Origin of the sequence: Sphingomonas sp. 37zxx (assembly GCF_000786205.1) — a bacterium.
In the GTDB taxonomy this organism is placed as follows: domain Bacteria; phylum Pseudomonadota; class Alphaproteobacteria; order Sphingomonadales; family Sphingomonadaceae; genus Sphingomonas.
Genome location: NZ_JROH01000029.1, coordinates 26,071 through 45,351, shown reverse-complemented (window position 1 = coordinate 45,351; position 19,281 = coordinate 26,071). Strand labels below are relative to the sequence as shown.

The following is a 19,281-nucleotide window of genomic DNA, read 5'->3' as shown; positions in this document are numbered from 1 at the left end:
CCGTGGGATTTTTCAGCAGCCTGCTAATCCGTCGGTAGATGTTGATGCGGCACGAAACCGTACCAACGGTAAAACAAAATATCGGTTCCAAGATATGAACAGTCCATAATTGACCGAAAAGAGCAAATAATTCCTCCAAGTCTTTAACATATTTCTTCAGGAGGTATTGGGTAGGCGTATTAATTCGACAATGGTAGCATCTATTGGTTAACCATGAGCCATGTTATCCATAGATAGCACCCAATTCTTTCAATTGTGATCTGCTAATTCATTTGAGATATTTTCGCGGGGATTGTGCCTTTTTGAGGCAGGGGCCGTTTATTAACGATATCTCGCACGGAATTCTGGCGTTTAGGTCAGCTGGTGCGCCGTGGTTCTGCCCACTGGCTGTTCGTTGCGATTTTGGCTCGAATCCTTTATAAAGCGTTTACTTTATTGATGCCCGCCTATCGCGAGCAGTTGTTTTTGGAAGTTCGCCAATGTCCGACGGTACGGTCCTGTTTATCACGCCAACGGGTGCTGGCCTGCGGGATGGATCTTCGATCGAGAATGCGGGTACCTTCGCCGATATTCCCATCTTTATCGCCGCCGCAGGCCCAGGCGGTGAAATACGGCTGATCGCGGATCAAGGCCAATATATCGTCGGGAGCGAACCGCTTTCGATCGTGACCGGTGGCGAGCTGGGCGCGCCGGTCGTCATTCGTGGCGTCGATTCCAGCGGCAATCCCGCGCGGGCGGAAATCGTCGGATCGCGCGCTGACCCATGGTCGCCGGGGGCGGAAAATGGCGAGGAAGTATTCCGCCTGCTGAGCGGTGCCGACCATCTGCAATTCAATGACCTGAGCTTCGCCGATATCGGCTATGGTGCATTTCGGGTTGGTGCAGACATCACCGACCTGACAATCGAGCATGTCGATGCCACCAACGTTCAGCGGTTTTTTGAGAACTTTGTCTCCGGCGCGAACACGACCGCGACGATCAGCGGACTGACGCTGCGCGACATCGATGTCGATGGGTTTTCAAAGAGCGCGATTCGGCTCCAATATGACAGCCACGATGTCCTGATCGAAGATGTTCGCGGCGACAGCCAGGCGATCGACGGCGACAATTTTGCGACTGGGGTGGTGCTCGACGGCACTGTGCATGATGTCGTGCTTCGGCGCGTTTCGATGGTGAACGCCTATGACAGTGTCTCGGGCGGCTATTGGAACGGCGATGGCTTCGCGACCGAGCGGGGCGTCTATGACATTCTGTTCGAAGACACCGTGGCTGCCAACAATACCGATGGCGGCTATGATCTGAAATCCAGCAGCACGACGCTGATCCGCGCGGTTGCCGAGGGCAATGGGCGCAATTTCCGGATATGGGCTAACGATGCGGTTCTGGAAGACGTCGTCAGCATCACGCCCGTCCTTCTCGGCGGATCGTCCAGCCGCGCGCATTTCTGGTTCGGGCAGAATGCCGGGGCGACATTGATCAACGCGCATGCGGTTGGCGGCGGCACCGGAACGGTGGTGTTCGACGCCGGTGAAGGAGGCGCAAGGGTGACCGTGCTCCACCCGACCGTGGCGACCGACGGAGCGACGCTGGTACGGCAGGGCAGGCAGTCGTCGATCACGATCGACGGTCAGACCGGGGTGGCTACGATTGCCGGTGCGTTGCAGATCGACCAGAGCCTGTCCGAGACCGATTTGCAGATCCGCGCCGACGCCTCGGCACAGATAATCGTGACGGGTTCGGGCGATGACTTCGTCGACGGTGGGGCGGGGAACGACGTGCTGGTGGGCAATGCCGGCGACGACCTGCTGATCGGCGGCGAAGGCGACGATATTCTGGCAGGCGGGTCGGGTGCCGATATGTTGATCGGCGGCGCGGGCTTCGATCTGGCGGATTATTCCGATGCCGACAGCGGGGTCGGGGTCGATCTGGCGACCGGCGCGCCGACGGGGGCAGCCGCTGGCGACATGCTGGTCGGGATCGAAGGCGTCATCGGCTCCGATTTCGCCGACTTCCTTAAAGGGGATGAAGGCGCAAATCGGCTGATTGGCGGCGGCGGTGACGATGTGCTGTTCGGACGCGATGGCAATGACGTGCTGGCAGGCGGCGCGGGAGCCGACATTCTCGATGGCGGCAACGGAATAGACACGGCCGACTATAGCTCGAGCAGCGAGGCGGTAACGGTCGATCTGGGGACCGGTCGGGGGACGGCGGGTGACGCCGCCGGCGACGTGCTGATCGATATCGAGATAGTGATTGGTTCAGCCTTTGCCGACACGCTGATCGGCGGCGCGGCTGACGACATTCTGGTCGGCGGTGCCGGCGGGGATTGGCTCGACGGCGGCGACGGGATCGACACGGCAGATTATGCAACGAGCGCGGTGGGGGTCACGGTAAACCTGACCACCGGAATCGGCCAGAATGGCGATGCCGAGGGCGACCGACTAAGCCGGATCGAAACTCTGGCCGGATCGGCATTCGACGATAGCTTGATCGGCGATGCAGGCGCGAACACGCTGGAAGGACGTGCAGGCAATGATTTCCTGAACGGTGCCGAGGGCGATGATCGCCTGGTCGGAGGGGCCGGTGCCGATATGATGGACGGCGGGGCCGGCTTTGATACTGCCGACTATTCCGCCAGCCTGACCGGGGTTTCGGTCGATCTTGCCGCGGGAACTGCCACCGGCGGCGATGCCGAAGGCGACAGGCTGGTGAATATCGAAGCCGTGATCGGCACCGCCGCCGCCGATGTCTTAATGGGCGACGCTGCGGACAATCTGCTTGAGGGCGGCGATGGTAACGACCGGTTGATTGGGCGTGGTGGCGCTGATCGGCTGATTGGTGGTTTGGGCATCGATACCGCCGACTATAGCGACGCCGCCGAAGGCATCGTCCTGGACTTGAGCACCGGCGCAAGCGCGGGCGACGCGGCGGGCGATATTCTGGAAGGCATCGAAATTGTTCGAGGCTCCGCGCATGACGATGTGATTGTCGCGGCCGGGGACGTTCATCGACTGGAGGGCGGCGAGGGCGACGACACGCTGACCGGCGGAACGGGCGATGACGTGTTGATCGGCGGTGCCGGGGCAGACTCCCTGGCGGGCGGCGGCGGTTTCGATACGGCTGACTATTCGGCAAGTGCCGCGGCAGTGACGATCGATCTGTCGACGGGCTTCGGCTTTGGCGGTGATGCCGAAGGTGATCGATTGTGGGATATTTCCAGGTTGATCGGTTCGTCGCTGGACGACGTGTTGATCGGCGATGAGCGCGACAATGTTTTGATCGGTGCCGCAGGCAGTGACATATTGGTCGGCGGGGCCGGTTTCGACACGGCGGATTATTCGGCGAGTGCGCAAGCCGTCACGATCAACCTGCTGACGGGCACCGGCAGCGGAGGCGACGCCGAAGGTGATTTGCTGACACAGATCGAAGCAGTCATCGGTACGGCGTTCAACGATTCGCTCACCGGCGACGCCGGCGACAATCGCCTGACGGGCGGCCTGGGTGCCGACCGGCTGAACGGCGGTGACGGGTTCGACATCGCTGATTATTCGGGCAGCCTATCTGGCGTTACCGTCAGCCTGGCAACCGGCATCGGCACCGGAGGGGATGCCGCGGGGGATGTGCTGACCGGCATCGAAGGATTGGTCGGATCTGCCTTCGCCGATCGGCTGACCGGCGACGACGGCGACAATCTGCTCGAAGGCGGCGACGGCAACGACGTGCTGAATGGCGGGCTGGGTGCGGACCGCATGGTCGGAGGTGCCGGCAACGACGAATACGTAGTGGATGATATTGGCGACGTCGTGATCGAAATGCCCGACGGCGGCATCGATCGTGTGAACACGACGCTGGATAGCTACACCTTGTCCGATACGCTGGAAAATCTGTTGTATCTGGGGACCGGCACGTTCGTTGGCGTCGGGAACGCACTCGACAATGTGTTTACAGGGTCGAGCGGCTCTGAGACATTTTACGGTTTAGATGGGAACGACAAATTTTTCGGTTCTGCCGGTGCGGACACCTTCTATGGCGGGCTGGGCAGGAATAATGCAGATTATTCGCGCGCCAGGGTCGCGATCGTCCTGAACATGGAGACGAACATCAGCACCGGCGGCGATGCCGAGGGCGATGTTCTCTATGAAATCACCAGCGTCAGCGGCACCAATTTCAGCGACTCGATAACCGGCACCGATTTGGGAGACGAGATATTGTACGGGCGCGGCGGTGATGACACGCTGATTGGCCTTGGCGGTGATGACCTGCTCGATGGCGGCGCCGGTGCCGATACAATGATCGGCGGCATGGGGAACGATATCTATATCGTCGGGCAGCTTGCCGACATCGTGATCGAATATGCGAACGAAGGTATCGATACGATACGGACGACCTTGTCGGCCTATACGTTGCTCGAGCATTTCGAAAATCTGACCCATACCAGCAACCTGAACTTTGCGGGCACGGGCAATACGGCGGCCAATGTCATCACCGGTGGCAGCGGCAACGACCGGCTATATGGCATGGCTGGTGACGATGTTCTGGCCGGACGCGCGGGCGGCGATCTGCTCGACGGCGGCGAGGGCAATGATACGGCCAGCTACGCCAGCAGCCTGGTTGGCGTTACGGTGGACCTGGCGACGGGAATTGCCTTCGGCGGCGACGCCTATGGTGACGTGCTGGTGAGTATTGAAAACCTGATCGGGTCTTCCAGCGCCGACCGGCTTACCGGCGACGCAGGTGCCAACCGGCTCGATGGCGGTGCTGGTGCTGATCGACTTTGGGGTGGCGGTGGCGATGACATCCTCAGCGGTGGCGCGGGCGACGATACGATCGATGGCGGCGATGGCGAAGATTTGGCCGAATATTCGGGGCTGTTGTCCGATTATAGGCTGACATTGGTCGAAGCTGGGCTGTCGATCCGGGACCTGCGCGAAGCGGCGCCCGACGGCACCGACACCGTCAGCGGCGTCGAGCAATTCGACTTCGGTGGTGTGCGCTGGACGATCGAACAGCTCACCATATTCGCCACGCCCGCGCCGCCCAGCGGGATCGAGGCGGTTGACCTGGTGGTCAAGGAGAACGCAGCGGCGGGTACGCTGGTCGGGATCGCGATCGGCGAAGACCCCAACCCCGACGATGTCCTCAGCTACACGCTGATCGACGACGCCGGGGGACGCTTCATCATCGACGCCCGCAGCGGCGCGATCACGGTCGCCGATGGCGCCGTGCTCGATTACGAAACCGCGTCCGAGCACGGCATCATCGTTGCGGTGACCGATGCAAGCGGTGCAACGATCGAGGAGCGCTTCTCCGTCACGGTCGAGGACGAAAACGAAGCACCCGGCGCGGTCATGCTCACGCTGGTAACGGCCGGGCTGGCGGAAAACAGCGCGGCCGGCGGTGTCGTCGGAACGATCGCTGCGTTCGATCCCGACACCGACGATGTGTTGCAGTACACGCTTGAAGGTGATGCAGGAGGACGTTTCACCCTCGATCCGCTGACGAACGAGCTGCGCGTCGGGGCGAGTGCCGTATTCGACTATGAGTCCGAACCGGTAGTGACGATCGTCGTGCGGGCTACCGATGCCGGCGGATTGGTGCGGCGCGAATCGATCGACATCACGATCGCCGATGTGAACGAGGCTCCGGTCGGATTCGACATCGCCGGGGGTACGATCCTGGAGAATGCTGCCGCTGGATCGCTGGTCGCGACGGTGGCTGCGCTCGATGGCGATCGGGGCGATGTCATCGGCTATAGCCTGCTCGACGATGCCGATGGACGGTTCGTGATCGATGCAAGCTCGGGCGAAATACGGGTGGCTGCCGGCGCGGTGCTGGATCATGAAACGGCGGCCAGTCATTTGCTGACCCTGTTGGCGACCGACAGCGGCGGATTGTCGTTCGAGGCGAACATGGTCGTCATCGTCGGCGACGTCGACGAGGCACCGACCGGATTATCCTTGTCGGGCGGTTCGACCGTGGCGGGTGCGCCCGGCGGCGCGCTGGTCGGCACGCTTGCGGCGATCGATCCCGAAGGCGACGTGCTGCGCTATGCGTTGATCGACGATGCCGGTGGGCGGTTTTTGATCGATGCCGCAACCGGGGTGATCCGGGTCGCGCCCAGTGCGGTGCTGAGCCATGCGGTGGGGAATTACGCCATTACCGCAGCGGCGACCGATGCCGGCGGGCAAAGCGTGGCGCAAAGCTTCGCGATTACGGTGAGGGCTGCGCCCAATCCGTTTGACGGCGACAATCCCGATGCGCGGGCCAATGTTTTTTTGGTCGATAACGCCGCTGGCGGATTGGCCGCAACCACACGGATCACCAATTTCGGTGATCGCGACATCATCGTGACGACCCGCAGCATCGTCGACGGCAATGGCGACGGGATTATCGTCGGTAACAGTAAAGCCCGAACGATCGATGTCGGCACTTCGAAGCTGTCGATCACCTCGACGACGGGTGCGGCCATGTGGTCGTTGGAATATGACGGCGCGGTGGTGAATAACGGCGTGACGTATCACGTGTATAGCAAGATCGGCAGTGTTGCCGGCAAGCTGGACCTGTTTCCGCAAAGTCAGCCGACGAATTTTACGCTGGCGATGACCGGCGGCACGATAGCTGAGAACGCCGGTCAGGGTACGCAGGTTGCGACGATCGTTGCCGATACCGAAGGATCGGTGACCTATGTGCTGACGGCGGATGCGGGTGGTCGTTTCGCGATCGACCCGGTCAGCGGGGCGTTGACCGTGGCTGCCGGCGCGATCATCGATTACGAAGCGGCTGCTATGCATCAAGTGACGGTGTCGGCGCAGAATGCGGCGGGGGTCGCGGTGACCACCAGCTTCGATGTCACGATTGCCGATGTGAACGAGGCACCGACCGGTATCAGGGCATCTGGGGCGCGGATCGCGCCGGATGCCGCCGCCGGCACGATCGCCGCCACGTTGAATGCCACCGATCCCGATCATGGCGACACATTGCGCTATGCCTTGGTCGACGACGCAAGCGGTCGCTTCGTCGTCGATTCGGCAACGGGCATCGTGCGGGTCGCTCCCGCGGCGGCGTTGGTGCCGGGTGATTACACCTTGGTTGGTCAGGCGACCGACAATGCGGGGCTGGCCATAACCACCAACTTCACCGTCACCGTCACCGTCAACCCCCCGGCACCCTATCAAGGGGAGGCGTTTGATGTCGGGTCGGATACGATCCTGATCGATACGGCCAGCGGTACGCTTGCCGGCACGCTGTCGGTAACCAATTTCGGTCTGAACGATGTGCTGGTGACAACCGCGGCGCTGCCCGATGGCAACCGCGACGGCATTATCCTTTTCGGCAAGGGGTCGGTCATGAACCTGGGGCCGCTCAAGGTAGCGGTTTCGACCCCGGAGAATCAGATCGTCACCGCGCTCGAGTTCGATGGCCAATATGTCGACAATGGCGTCAGCTACTATGTGTATAGCCGGATCGGCACCAATGCCGGGGTGGCAGACGTCGATTTCTGAAATCGGGGGGCTGAATTCGCGGCCGGCGCTGGATCGGCGGGTTGCGAATCCGCCCGGATGCTTGCAAACAGCGCCCGGGCGACAGCGCCCGCCGCACTGGATATGGGTTAGGGGCATCACCCGATGAGTGACGAGAAACCCCCGCCCATCGACGAAGAACGCGCCGGCATGGGCGGATCGCCCAAAAAGCAGAGCAGCTTCGCGATCGACGCGATCGGCATGACCATCAGCCGTATCTTCTTGCGGCTGACGGGGTTCATCTCGAATATCATCATCGCGCGAGTGCTTGGCCCCGAAGGGCGCGGGTTGATCAGTGCGCTCACCGTGCCGAGCCAGCTCGCGATCAACTTTTCCGAGCTTGGTATCCGCCAATCGACCGCGTTCCATCTCGGGCGCGGATTGCTGACGACCAAGCAGCTGGTGCCGACATTGCTTGGCATGGTGCCGATCGCCGGCGGGATCGGCATCGGCGCAGCGCTGTTATATTTCGAATTCGCCGGCATCGCCGATCAGGACTGGACCGCGCGCGCGCTGGCGGTGGCGATCATTCCGATCGGGCTGGTGAGCGCGTATAGTACCGGCGTGTTCCTTGGCGAGCAGCGGATCGCCGAATATCGCAAGGCCAATTGGCGGCCCGCGGTCGCCAGCCTGGCGGTTCTTTCGTTGCTGGCAGCATTGGGCTTGCTCGATCCGCGCGGTGCGTTGATCGCGCCGCTTGCGGGCGCATTGGTCGCTGCGTCCTATGCGCTGTACCTGCTGCGCCGCTCCGCCCCGCTTCGTATCGGATTCGATCGAAGCGTCGCGAGAATGCTGCAGACCAAGGCATTCAGCTACGCTGCATCGTTGATGATTTTGATGCTCAATTATCGGATCATGATCCTGATGCTGAGCCGCTACAGCACGCTCGACCAAGTGGGGCTGTTTGCGCAGGCGATTCTCATCGCCGAGCTGATCTGGGAAATTCCCAATTCGCTGTCGGCGATCGTTCTGTCGCGCGCAGTGAATGCGAAGGACGAGCAGGCCTTTTCCATCAAGGTTCAGGTGCTGGCGCGAATTTCATTCTTCGTCGCGGTGCTGATCAGCATCGGCCTTGGCATCATCGCGCCGTGGTTTTTTCCGTTTGTTTTCGGGCCTGACTTTGCCGGCAGCGGGATCGTCTGCATCGCGCTGCTGCCCGGCATCGCTGCGTTTATCCTGTTCAAGATTTTGAACATCGACCTGGCTGGACGCGGGAAGCCGTGGCTTTCGATGACGGTGATGCTGCCGATCCTTGCACTCAACATCGGTGCCGGTTGGTGGGCGATCCAACGTGCCGATGCGTTGGGTGCCGCGCTTGTCTCCAGTCTTTGCTACATGGTGGCGGCGGTTGGCTATTTGGGTGTTTATGCGCGGGTCACCGGGTTCAGTGTGTTCGAGGTGATGCGGTATCGGCGGTCGGATTTCGACATGCTGATGCGCGCGCTGCCGTTGCAGAAGCTGCGCCGCAATCGGAAGTAATCAGGCGCGATCGAGCGCCGAGGCCGCGCAATGCTGCATCCACAACGCATGTTGTTGCCAGTCGACCAACATGCCCAACGCTTCCTCGCCATGATCGGCGCTGGCTGCAATCGCCGCCAGCGCGGCTTCCATCCCAGCCAGGCGGGCTTCGGCCCGCTCGGCCCGCGTGCGTTCGACGTCGAATTGCGCCTGCGCCACCCAAAGTTTCACGCCATCGACCGCCCGGCCCATGCACCGTTCGCCAGCGCATCGGCTTATTTCGCGGCGCGTCGCCTCGATCACGCTGGCAAGTCCGCGCAGCGAACGGGTGTCGATTTCGAAGCTAACATGATCGTCCTTGCCCGCTAGCGACTGTTGCAGCTGGGCAAGCGCGCGCTCGGCAAGGTCGATCGTGGCGAGACGATCATCGGTTTCGGTTACATATGCGTTAGGCATGTAAGGATATTGCCGAAAGCACGGCACCTGTAAACCGAGGCGTTATTGGCCATCGGCGATCACCCTAAGGCGTGCTGCCTTTCGCTGGATCATTCCCGGAACCCGAAGCGGCGCATCAGCTCTTCGCGGGTATAGATGGCAGGTGCCGCAGCAGGTTTCAGCAACCCGGTTTCCAACCGATATGCGCCCGGCCGAACTTCACGATACCAAGGCTGGTCGATCGGCGCCGCATAGGTTTTCAGATACGTCAGATATTGGTCGAGCGTTTGAAAGCTGCGGCCATTGGCATGCGGCAAGTTACTGATCCCGGCCCCCGCCGCGTTCGATTGCGCCACCCTGTGGTCCTTTTTCAGATTTTTCACCCATTGGCGGTCGGGTGCGTTCTGCATCGCAGCGGCGGTGTAGGTTATCCACCCTGTTCCCGCAGCGAGCCCCGCGACGCATAATGCCGAAATACACCATTGCGCGTGTTTCATGGCCCAATTCCTGAACGGTTTACCTGTCGGCGCACCAATTATGAATTGCCGTTTACCTTTGTTCGTGATCTGTTGCGAGTTGATAAGGGCACCAGAATCAAAAAAACCAAGGGGGATATGATTATGTATATCGATACCTACGCGCTCGGCGAAGAAAAGTTGCTCCCGGCAGAAATAGCGGCGTGCGGCTGCCTAATGTGCCAGGGTAAAAGCGAAATTCTGCGCGATTTCGTGTATGATGTACCTACAACTGTACTTGGAACGGTGCCCAGCAGCATCCGGGTCGATTCGGATGCGCAGCTTTCAGGTACGCTGGAGCCTGGCGAATCTGCCGACGTTTTCTTGCTGTCGGTAGTCGCCGGACAGACCTATTCGGTTGCGCTTCGCGGTGCCGGTGATGACGGCTTGGTCGACCCGCTTCTTGCGGTGTACAATGCGGCGGGTGCCCTGGTGGGTTTCGACGACGATGGCGGTGCAGGGCTCACTTCGCTGTTCACCTTTACCGCCACCACGACCGGCTCGTATTTCCTGACCGCGCAGGCCTTTGGCGCGGGCGATTTCGGCGACTATACGATCGACGTATGGGCCAAGCCCGCGGCCGACGAAGTGCCCGATACTTTCGCCAGTGCCGTCGAAATCCAGGTCGGCACCACATTCGGCCATATCGAGACCAGCAACGACATCGACACCTACAAAGTGTTTCTGGAAGCGGGCAAGCTTTACACGTTCGAACTTTCGGGGGGGGCTGATCTCAACACCGATCCACTGAATATTCCCCAAGGGGAGCTTGATACCGTGCTGGGGCTATATGCCCCCGATGGCACGTTTATCGGCTTTAACGACGACATCGCCTATCCGACCAACATCAGTTCTGGTTTTTCGTTTTTGGCGCAGGAAAGTGGTTTCTACTATCTCGATGCCCTCGCCTATGCGCAGCAGACGGGCGGCTATACGCTGCAAATCAATGAGATTGACGTAGCCGAACTCGATCCGCTCGATTCGATTGATTGGGCGTCGGCAAATCCCATCCCGACGGTATTGGTGAACGGCGTCGAGACGGCCTATGTCTATTTCGGCGATTCGGACGAGAACTTCAATCAGACCGGTGATTCCGGCGGTCCGATGGTTACCATCGACTGGAATGCGTATGAAAAGCAGCAGGTCATGCTGGCGCTGGAGGAATATACCCGGATCCTGGGCATTGAATATGTCATCACCGAGGATTCGAGCCAGGCGACCTTCCGCCTGCTGAAAACCGAGTCCGAGCGGTATGGCGCGTATTTCTTCCCGCAGGATCCGGCCTATGGCGCAAGCCAGGGCGTCGGCGTTTTCAATGTGTTGAGCGGTGGCTGGAGCATTCCGGGGCAACCCAGCCTGCAGGAAGGGGGCTATTCCTTTGCCGTGATCCTGCACGAATTCGGTCACGCTCACGGGCTGGCGCATCCGCATGACAATGGCGGCGGTTCGGACATCATGATCGGGGTAACCGGGTCCGATTCGCTTGGGTTCTTTAATTTGAACCAGGGCGTGTATTCGGTGATGTCGTATAACGATGCCTGGCAATTGCACCCCGATGGCCCGACGCCATTCGCGCGCTCCAACATCGACAGCGGATGGTCGGGCACGCTTAGCGCGTTCGATATTGCGGTGCTCCAGGCGCGTTATGGCGTGGTCGAGCGCGAAACCGGCGACAATATCTATGTACTGGGCGACGCGAACGACCAGGGTACCTTTTATCAGACCATCTGGGATTCGGCGGGGATCGATGAAATCCAGTACAATGGCGCACGGGCAACCCAGATCGATCTGACCGCCGCGACGCTCGATTATTCGGCGACCGGCGGCGGCGTGGTGTCGTTCGTCGACGATATCTGGGGCGGCTATACCATCGCCGGTGGCGTGCTGATCGAAAACGCCAGCGGTGGCTCGGGCAACGACGTATTGCTGGGTAACGCCGCGAACAACGTGCTGCGCGGCAATGCCGGCAACGACGTGCTGCAGGGCCGCGAAGGCGACGACCTGTTGATCGGCGGTGAAGGGGCCGACTTGTTCATGGTCGATCCGATCGGAGATAGCGGATTCGACACCATCGCCGATTTCGATTCGCGCGACGTGCTGGCGGTGACCAGGGCGATTAACGACGGCAATGGCGATGGCATCATCACCTTTGGCGACGACGGCATCCTGAACCTGGAACGTCGCGGCGACCGGATCGCGTTCGAAAACTTCGACGGTGACGTGGGACTGCGGTTTCTGGGCACGCAAAATGGCATGTTCTATTATGCCGACGCATCGGTTCGTCCCGATGCCAAGCGGGGGCAGCGCGTGATCGAAGGCACGGTCAATGATGACGTGCTGGTGTTGAATTCAAGCATGACCGATATCGTGTTCATCGATGGTGCCAATGCCGCGCCGGGGACGGGCAAGGACCGGGTTACCGGCTTTAACTCCAACGACCTGATCGTGCTCACCGAAGCGATCAATGACGGCAACGGCGATGGTATCATCACCACCGGCCGCGACAATGTCTTCGCACTTGGCAATGGTGACACGTTGATGATCACTGGCACCAACAATCGCGCCATCAAATCGATCGAGTTCGATGGCTCGTTCGAGGTCAACGGCGTGACCTATTATGTCTATTCGGCGATCGGATCGTCGGTAGGCGTGGGCGATGTCGGCTTCGCCGGCTGACGCTTAGGCAATTGACCGGGCTGGTTCGGAATAGGTCCGGACCAGCCCGGCGATGCTACAGAAATGCTGTGGTTCGCGTTGCGTCATGCTGGCCTAAGGCGCGCGGCGATCAGGCGATTTCGCGGTACACCGCCAGCGTTTGATCGGCGATCGCGTCCCAATCGAAGCGGCGGCGTACCGAATCGGCATCGATCCGGTAGCGATCGAGCGGCTGGCTAAGCGCAGCCGCAAGCGCGCCGACATCGCCGACGGGAAAATAATTGCTCGGTGACAGGCCGACATCGCGATTGGGGGCGATGTCGCTGAGCAGCATCGGCGCGTCGCTGCGCGCGGCCTCGAGCGCGACGATCGGCAACCCTTCGTGAAAGGAGGGCAGCACGAACAACGCGGTCGTTTCATACAGATGCCGCAGCACCGAGCGCGGTTGCAGCCCCAGGAAACGGACCTGGTCATTCCCCTTTGCCAGCAACTGGCTGGCATAAGGCGAGGCGTGATCCGATGCGCCGACGATCGCCAGAGGCAGCGTGATGCCGCTTTGGCGATGCGCTTCGATCAGATAATCGAGCCCCTTTTCCTCGACCAGCCGACCGACGGCGAGGATGAAGCCACCCGCGTTCAAGCCTAAGCTTGCCAGCACTTCGGCGCGCGAGGCATCGGTCTGCGCCATCGTCGGCGCGCCATTGGGTATATAGCGCACCTTTGCCGCCTGTAGCGGATAGCGTGCGCGCAGCATGTCAGCGAGTGAGGGCGACACCGCGATCACGCGATCGGCCCAGCGCAGCGACGCCTGCTCGCCCCACCACAGGATGCGCTTGGCCAGCTTGCCCCATTTCGCCCGATCATAATCGGTGCCGTGATGAGTCATCACGACGCGAAGCCCGAGCAGGCGTGCGAGCGGGGTCAGCAGGCCGGGGCCGATGGCGTGGATGTGCACCACGTCATAGCGATGGCGGCGGGCATGAAGGATGCCGACCAAGGTCGACACAATCGCCTCGATGCTCTGCTTGCGGGGCGCGGCGAGCGGGACGACCGCCACCCCTTTGAACTGGCGCGGCTCGGCGGGAAGATAGGGTTTGCGCCCGAGCACCGCGATCGTCACGCCGGGCGCGCGCGCCGCAACGCGCGGCAGCAATTCCTCACAATGCGTCTCGACCCCACCCATGACGTCGGGGATGCCGCGCAACCCGGTCACGGCGATCCGCATCTCGCTTTTGCCGCTCACGATCTTCCGCCCTTTTTGGCCAGCACTTTCTCGACGATGCCCCAATAGGCGTCGCGCACCCGCAACGGCGCATATTCGGCGGCGCGCTTGGGGCCGGCCGCGACCAGTTCGGCGCTGAGCCCCGGCTCCAGCGCAGCTTCCATCCCGCGCGCCATCGAATCGGCATCGTTGGGCGGCGTCAAAATGCCATAGGGCGCAATCGTGAGGCCGCTGATCGCCTCGCGCGCGCTGTCGGCAAGGATCTCCGACGGCCCCGATGGGCAGTTGGTCGACAGCACCGGAATGCCGAGCGCCAATGCTTCGACCAGGCCGTTGGGGAAGCCTTCGGCATTGGAGCCGCTGACATAAAAGGCCGCGCGGGCCATGATCGCATAGGGATTCGACTGGAACCCCAGGAAATGGACGCGATCGGCGATGCCCAGCGCCGCCGCCTGCACTTCGAGCCGCTCGCGCTCTGGCCCCTGGCCCATCACCGCCAAAGCGACATTGGTATCGGCGCGCGCCAAGCCATCGAGCACCAGCGCCACATTCTTATTGGGGGCAAGGCGCGAAACCGCCACGGCATAAGGCCGTTCGCTGGTCCAGGCGGGGTCCTGCGCACCCGATGCGCGAATGGCATCGGCGCGCACCGGATTAGGGATGGTGGTGATACGATCCGCCGACACACCGAAATTCTGCACCAGATCATCGGCAATGCCCGCCGATACCGATACAATATGGTCGGCGCGCGGATAGAGCAGCCGAACCATCAACCGCGACAGCCGCCCCTTCAGATCGGTCGGGAAATGGCCCGACGTATTGGCCCGTTCGCTGATGATCGCCTTGTGCCCCGCCAATCGAGCAACGATGATGCTGGCCAGATTGGATCGGACGAGGAACGCGAAGGTCGCGTCGGGCTGCACCTGCGCCACCAGTGCGCGCAACTGCTTGACGCTTTGCGCCAAGCCGAACTGAGCGTCGAGCTGGTGCACGGTGAGCCACGTGGGCGGGCTGTAGTCGGGCGTCTCGCGATCGAGCAGGGCGAGGCTGAAATCATAGCGGTCGCGCAGATCGGCCGACAGGTCGAGCAGCGACAGCACCACCCGTTCGGCACCGCCGCCCGCCAGCGAATTGAGGATGAACAAAATGCGCGGCTTAGCCATGCGCGATAGCCATCGGCACGATGGATAGATGCATCCGCGTCAGCCCTTCCAGTCGTCCGATACCGGCTGCCTTCTGGCGGCATCGTTGGGTGATGGCAAGGCTCTTGCGGGTATATCAGCTGGCTAGAAGCGCTCCAAAGCCGAAGACCGCGGCCCAGCAACCCAAGGCGATTGCCGCCATCGCGGCGATCGCGGCATAGCGCGGGCGTCGCGGCGTGACGGTGGGGGTGTAGAAACCGCGCAGCGCCGCCTCGCTCAGCCGTTGCTGCAGTGCCAGGGCGGGCGACGCGGCTGCAGCATGGTCGCCTATGTCCAGCGCTGCAGGATTCACGGCTGGTGCTTGGGCCAATGGCGGTGCCGGTGGCTGCACCCGTCGAGCGTTCTGCATCTGGATCCCCTTGGGCAGTTCTGCCGGACAGGCCCTAATCATCGTGCTTTACGGGGGTGTTAGCGAGGCTGGTTAATCGCTAGAATATTGCCCGTGAGGGGGGGGGGATCCGCCATTGGTTAACGACTTTGCCCGTCAAATGCGTCGCTGCCTCAAAACCCGCGATCGAAACGGGCAGCTGCAACTCACGGCGGATGCGCTCATTGTTTCCCTGGCGCTGCCGATCCCAGTACCTCAAGCAATGCGCGCAGCCGATTGCCCGGATGGGTAGAAAGACATCAGCATTGATGTCCCAAGATATTGGTTATATGATAAACCAGCGATTTAGCTTGGCGATGGAACTTTTAGGCTGGTGGTAACATTTGCAGCGGGCGGGCGCTGACGATGGAGAATTGGGTAGTGGTGGAGCAATATTCTGTTGGTGAAATGGGAAAACCTCATCAGCGAGGTTGCATTACGTCATTCTCGAAGTTGAAATCAGTACTGGCAGCAGATCTGTATAGATACGGGGGGCAGATCGACCTGATATCATTTTTTAAGCATTACATGTTTACGCCTGGATATAAATATACAGTACAGATGCGGGCGTGCGGCTGGTTGAAAACCAAGCCGCTTTATGCGCTCGGCATGTATCCCTTGACAAAATGGGCACTGCTCCGGAGCCGTTACAAATATGGTATCGCAATCCCTGAATATATGCTGGTAGGGCCTGGCCTTTTCATAAATCGGTTCGGCGGCATCTACATGAACGGTGACGCTGTGATTGGCTGCAACGCCAATATTACCCATGGGACGATGTTGGGCCAGGCCAATCGCGGGCCACGCGCTGGAAGTCCAATCCTTGGCGATCGTGTTTTTGTCGGTGCTGGGGCCAAAATTGTCGGCAAGATACTGGTTGGTAGTGACAGTTCGATTGGTTCGAACGCTGTCGTGACGAAGGATGTTCCCGAAAGTGGGGTGGTGGGCGGGGTGCCTGCTAAGCTGCTCTCCAGCGGCGGATCGACGGGTTATATCAATCAGCAGGTTCCCGATCATTTGATGGAGCGCTGTCGCGGCGCGTTTGTCGGGCCGGTGCCTGCAGGGTTTAGCTTGGGTTGAGGCGATCGCTGCATTGACCGCGATCGCCTGGGAATCAAAGTGGGTTCCGAACATTGCGGTCAACACGCCGACACTCTAGGCAAGCGACGATATGGAAGAAGCAAGCCGCTCGCTCCCCGTTTACGCATCACTGCCCGCGATTGCGCTGGTGACTATCGTGATGTTTGTCGTTCTGCGGCGGACGCCCAGCAATGCCGCGCGGTTCGTCTTTGTAGCGATTTGGGCGCGCGCACTTTTGGCTGCCCTGCACGAATTTACCTTCGATCCGTCGCCTCTCGGATTGAGCTGGAACGCGCTGGGATCGGTCGCGATGGCGCTTTTCGGGCTATTGATCGTTCGTTGGCGGCGCTTGAGCGATCCGGCACTGATACCGTTCTACCCATTGCTGGCGGTGATGATCATCAGCGGCGTGTACAATGGCCAAGTTGCTCCGCTGGCGACCGTCCTTACCAAATACGCCTATGCGATCGTCGTTCTGCTGGCCACGGTCGACGCGATCGAAGACATTGGGCCGGGGCGTTTTTTCCGAGCGTTGCTGTGGGCGTTCGCATTGCCGTTCCTGATGCAGCTTTTGTCGATCGTGCTGGGCATCGCCAAAGCGGGTGAGATGGACGGATCAGCCAGTTATATCGGCGGCTTTTTTCATGAGGGCGGCTTTTCGATGCTGCTGGCAAGCGCGGGCATGGTCATCATCGCGGTGCGGGATCGGCCATTATTGGCGCAGTTGCCGCTCATTGCGATTGTGCTGGTAGCGATCGTGCTGGCCAATTATCGCACGGCCATTCTGGGGATATTGCCGCTGGTCGCGGTTGCCCTGTTGATCGATGTTCCGGCCAGATTTGTGCGTAGCCAGCGTGGATTGGTGCTTGGCATGATGGTCGTGGTCGGGGCTGTCTTGTTCAGCATCGGTGCGATGTCGGGTGGCGATCGCTTTGCCGATCTGGGCAGTGCAGCGAACCGGGGCTCGAACATCATCAAACGCCCAGCCGAGTATACGGTCGAGGAAAAGCGGATATTGTCGGGGCGGCCGGCGATCTGGAGCGGCTATATCTATGGCTGGATCGACGCATCGCCAACGCGCAAGCTGATCGGGTATGGGATGGAGAGCTGGTCGGATAAGTTCCGCCTCTATGCCCACAACACGCTGGTGTCGTCGCTGTATGAAATCGGCGTGCTCGGCATCGCTGCGATGCTGTTTCTGTGGGGCTGGATGCTGGCTCTGGCTGCTCGTGTCAGGGGCAGTGCGAAAACCGCGCTGCTGGCGGGGCATGTCAGCTTTTTCATGCTGAACATGGCGACAATGCCGATGTGGATGATCGAAGGCATGATTTTCTATGGCGTGCTATGTGGCTACACCATATTCGCCTATCGCCAGCAGGCCGGCACAGGCCGGGTTCGCGCGTCGGGGCGCGTACCCGGCGAGGTACGTCAGCGCGGCTTGGCCGCCTGACGCCGCTTCGGTAGGAGCCGTTGCGCCGCCATATAAGCGGCGACCCAGGTAAAATCGACTCCGCCCTCGGGTAGATAGATCGACCGCAAAAAATCAGTGCCCGATTTTGCGCGCGCGCCGGTTGCGTACCGCGCATAATGTCGGACCTCCTGGTTCGATAACATGCGTAGCAACTTCCGTTCCTCATCGGTCGCCGTTTCCAGAAGCGTCGCGATCGTCTCGACCAAGATCGGCAACTGCGTATGGGCGGTGCTCAGGGACATTCGATTGACGGTTTCCTGATGAAATTCAGCGCTGATTTGCGGCGCGTAGGCAGTGCGCGCATGCGCAACCGCGCGCAGCCACATGTCCTTGTCGCCGCCGCGCCGTGTCCGTCCTTCGGGAAACAGTCCGGCGTCGATCAGCACCTGGCGGCGAAACGCGGTAGCGCCCGTCCATAATGGACACGCCTTCTGGGCGATCCACGCTTTCAGAATCGTCGCCAGATCGAGTGCTTTTCCCGGGACCAGCACGCTTTCGTCCACCGGATGCGGCCGGTCGCGTCCGCTTTGCTTGATCTCGAATCGCGAAAAGGCGCAGCCCACAGGCTCCGCACAGCGCTCCACTGCCGCCGCAAGGTCGGAAAGGTGCGATTCGTGCCACCGGTCATCGGCATCCAAAAAAGCGATCCACTCGCCAGATGCATGGCGGATGCCGTGGTTGCGCGCGGCATAGCCGCCCGGCCCTGGCGGCGAACGCGACAGCAGGATGAGCCGGGGATCCTCGATCGCGCGAACGATGTCGTCGCCGCCATCGGTCGATCCATCATCGACCACGATGATCTCGCGAGGAGCAAGGCTTTGGGAAAAAATGCTGTTGATCGCATCCGCGACGTGCGGTGCCTTGTTATAGAGCGGCACGACGATCGAGAAATCCATCTTAGTCCCTCTTGCTTGCATGCTGCTGCCTGCACGAATCTTTGGCGCTCATAATGCTATATTGCACTGCTTGATATGGGGCCGAGGTAAACATTCTGGATCGGCATTCAGGCACCGGTTCGGTGAATGGCCGGCTTCGAGATTCACCCATGGCAGGTTGCAGGCGCACCGGCCTATCAGGGTCAACTGGTGCCCGTCGAGACGCAAGTTTTGAAAGGCGGCTGAGGGCGGGTGCCGGAAAGGAATCCGTCGCACTAAGCAAGATAAAACCATTATGATAGTAAACGATCTAGTAGCCGTGTGTCGAAACGCCACGGCCATAGTAGCGCATCTATACCAAATACGTGGGGAAGAGTTGGCGACCGCGGCGGGCGGCGCTGCCTCCTCGCGTACGGGTAGGGCACGCAATGGCAACGGTATATGTTTCGCCTACGGGCGCTGGTGACAAAAGTGGTTCGGA

General features: G+C 60.8%; 11 protein-coding genes. 5 read left to right on the top strand and 6 right to left on the bottom strand.

All coding sequences use genetic code 11. The annotated features are described in order from the left end of the window. The first annotated feature begins 479 nt into the window (after positions 1–479). Together QU44_RS17520 and QU44_RS12060 are read left to right on the top strand one after the other, a co-directional pair. Complete coding sequence (locus QU44_RS17520; protein WP_052134768.1) at positions 480–7,502, top strand: cadherin domain-containing protein; 7,023 nt, start codon at positions 480–482, stop codon at positions 7,500–7,502. A gap of 123 nt (positions 7,503–7,625) precedes the next feature. Then, positions 7,626–8,999 (top strand): lipopolysaccharide biosynthesis protein, encoded by a 1,374-nt coding sequence (locus QU44_RS12060; RefSeq protein ID WP_033922481.1) that lies wholly within the window; start codon positions 7,626–7,628, stop codon positions 8,997–8,999. Here QU44_RS12060 and QU44_RS12055 read toward each other — a convergent pair whose 3' ends face one another. Continuing rightward, on the bottom strand, positions 9,000–9,434 hold the full coding sequence (locus QU44_RS12055) for a hypothetical protein (RefSeq protein WP_033922480.1): 435 nt from the start codon (positions 9,432–9,434) through the stop codon (positions 9,000–9,002). It abuts the gene before it with no gap. Between the two features lie 89 nt (positions 9,435–9,523). Next, positions 9,524–9,910 (bottom strand): hypothetical protein, encoded by a 387-nt coding sequence (locus QU44_RS12050; protein WP_156141138.1) that lies wholly within the window; start codon positions 9,908–9,910, stop codon positions 9,524–9,526. Between the two features lie 264 nt (positions 9,911–10,174). Between QU44_RS12050 and QU44_RS18890 the strand changes: the two genes are divergently transcribed. Then, a complete protein-coding gene (locus QU44_RS18890; protein WP_052134766.1) occupies positions 10,175–12,604 on the top strand; it encodes a M10 family metallopeptidase C-terminal domain-containing protein in 2,430 nt (809 codons plus the stop codon). Between the two features lie 109 nt (positions 12,605–12,713). Here the strand turns inward: QU44_RS18890 and QU44_RS12040 are convergent, their stop codons facing one another. From QU44_RS12040 to QU44_RS12030, 3 genes are all read right to left on the bottom strand, one after another. Next, positions 12,714–13,826, bottom strand: coding sequence for a glycosyltransferase family 4 protein (locus QU44_RS12040; protein ID WP_231621729.1), 1,113 nt, complete (start codon positions 13,824–13,826; stop codon positions 12,714–12,716). Next, a complete protein-coding gene (locus QU44_RS12035) occupies positions 13,823–14,968 on the bottom strand; it encodes a glycosyltransferase (RefSeq protein WP_052134764.1) in 1,146 nt (381 codons plus the stop codon). Before QU44_RS12035 ends, QU44_RS12040 begins: the two co-directional genes overlap by 4 nt. 115 nt (positions 14,969–15,083) lie before the next feature. Next, positions 15,084–15,356, bottom strand: a complete 273-nt coding sequence (locus QU44_RS12030; protein WP_156141134.1) for a hypothetical protein — start codon at positions 15,354–15,356, stop codon at positions 15,084–15,086. 384 nt (positions 15,357–15,740) lie between these two features. Between QU44_RS12030 and QU44_RS12025 the strand changes: the two genes are divergently transcribed. Both QU44_RS12025 and QU44_RS12020 read left to right on the top strand, forming a co-directional pair. Continuing rightward, positions 15,741–16,454: a serine acetyltransferase gene (locus tag QU44_RS12025; RefSeq protein ID WP_052134762.1), complete on the top strand. Its 714-nt coding sequence runs from the start codon at positions 15,741–15,743 to the stop codon at positions 16,452–16,454. A gap of 91 nt (positions 16,455–16,545) precedes the next feature. Next, positions 16,546–17,904 carry an O-antigen ligase family protein gene (locus tag QU44_RS12020; protein WP_033922476.1) on the top strand — a complete coding sequence of 453 codons (1,359 nt, stop codon included), beginning with the start codon at positions 16,546–16,548 and terminating at the stop codon, positions 17,902–17,904. On the opposite strand, the gene QU44_RS17510 is transcribed toward QU44_RS12020, so the two are convergent. Next, complete coding sequence (locus QU44_RS17510; RefSeq protein ID WP_052134759.1) at positions 17,883–18,821, bottom strand: glycosyltransferase family 2 protein; 939 nt, start codon at positions 18,819–18,821, stop codon at positions 17,883–17,885. The genes QU44_RS12020 and QU44_RS17510 overlap by 22 nt on opposite strands. Positions 18,822–19,281: the final 460 nt, after the last annotated feature.

Excerpts from the sequence above, each read along its gene's own strand:
- QU44_RS17520 (WP_052134768.1), top strand. The coding sequence starts at position 480 with ATGTCCGACGGTACGGTCCTGTTTATCACGCCAACGGGTGCTGGCCTG.
- QU44_RS12060 (WP_033922481.1), top strand. The coding sequence starts at position 7,626 with ATGAGTGACGAGAAACCCCCGCCCATCGACGAAGAACGCGCCGGCATG.
- QU44_RS12055 (WP_033922480.1), bottom strand. The coding sequence starts at position 9,434 with ATGCCTAACGCATATGTAACCGAAACCGATGATCGTCTCGCCACGATC.
- QU44_RS12050 (WP_156141138.1), bottom strand. The coding sequence starts at position 9,910 with ATGAAACACGCGCAATGGTGTATTTCGGCATTATGCGTCGCGGGGCTC.
- QU44_RS12035 (WP_052134764.1), bottom strand. The coding sequence starts at position 14,968 with ATGGCTAAGCCGCGCATTTTGTTCATCCTCAATTCGCTGGCGGGCGGC.
- QU44_RS12030 (WP_156141134.1), bottom strand. The coding sequence starts at position 15,356 with ATGCAGAACGCTCGACGGGTGCAGCCACCGGCACCGCCATTGGCCCAA.
- QU44_RS12025 (WP_052134762.1), top strand. The coding sequence starts at position 15,741 with ATGGAGAATTGGGTAGTGGTGGAGCAATATTCTGTTGGTGAAATGGGA.
- QU44_RS12020 (WP_033922476.1), top strand. The coding sequence starts at position 16,546 with ATGGAAGAAGCAAGCCGCTCGCTCCCCGTTTACGCATCACTGCCCGCG.
- QU44_RS17510 (WP_052134759.1), bottom strand. The coding sequence starts at position 18,821 with ATGGATTTCTCGATCGTCGTGCCGCTCTATAACAAGGCACCGCACGTC.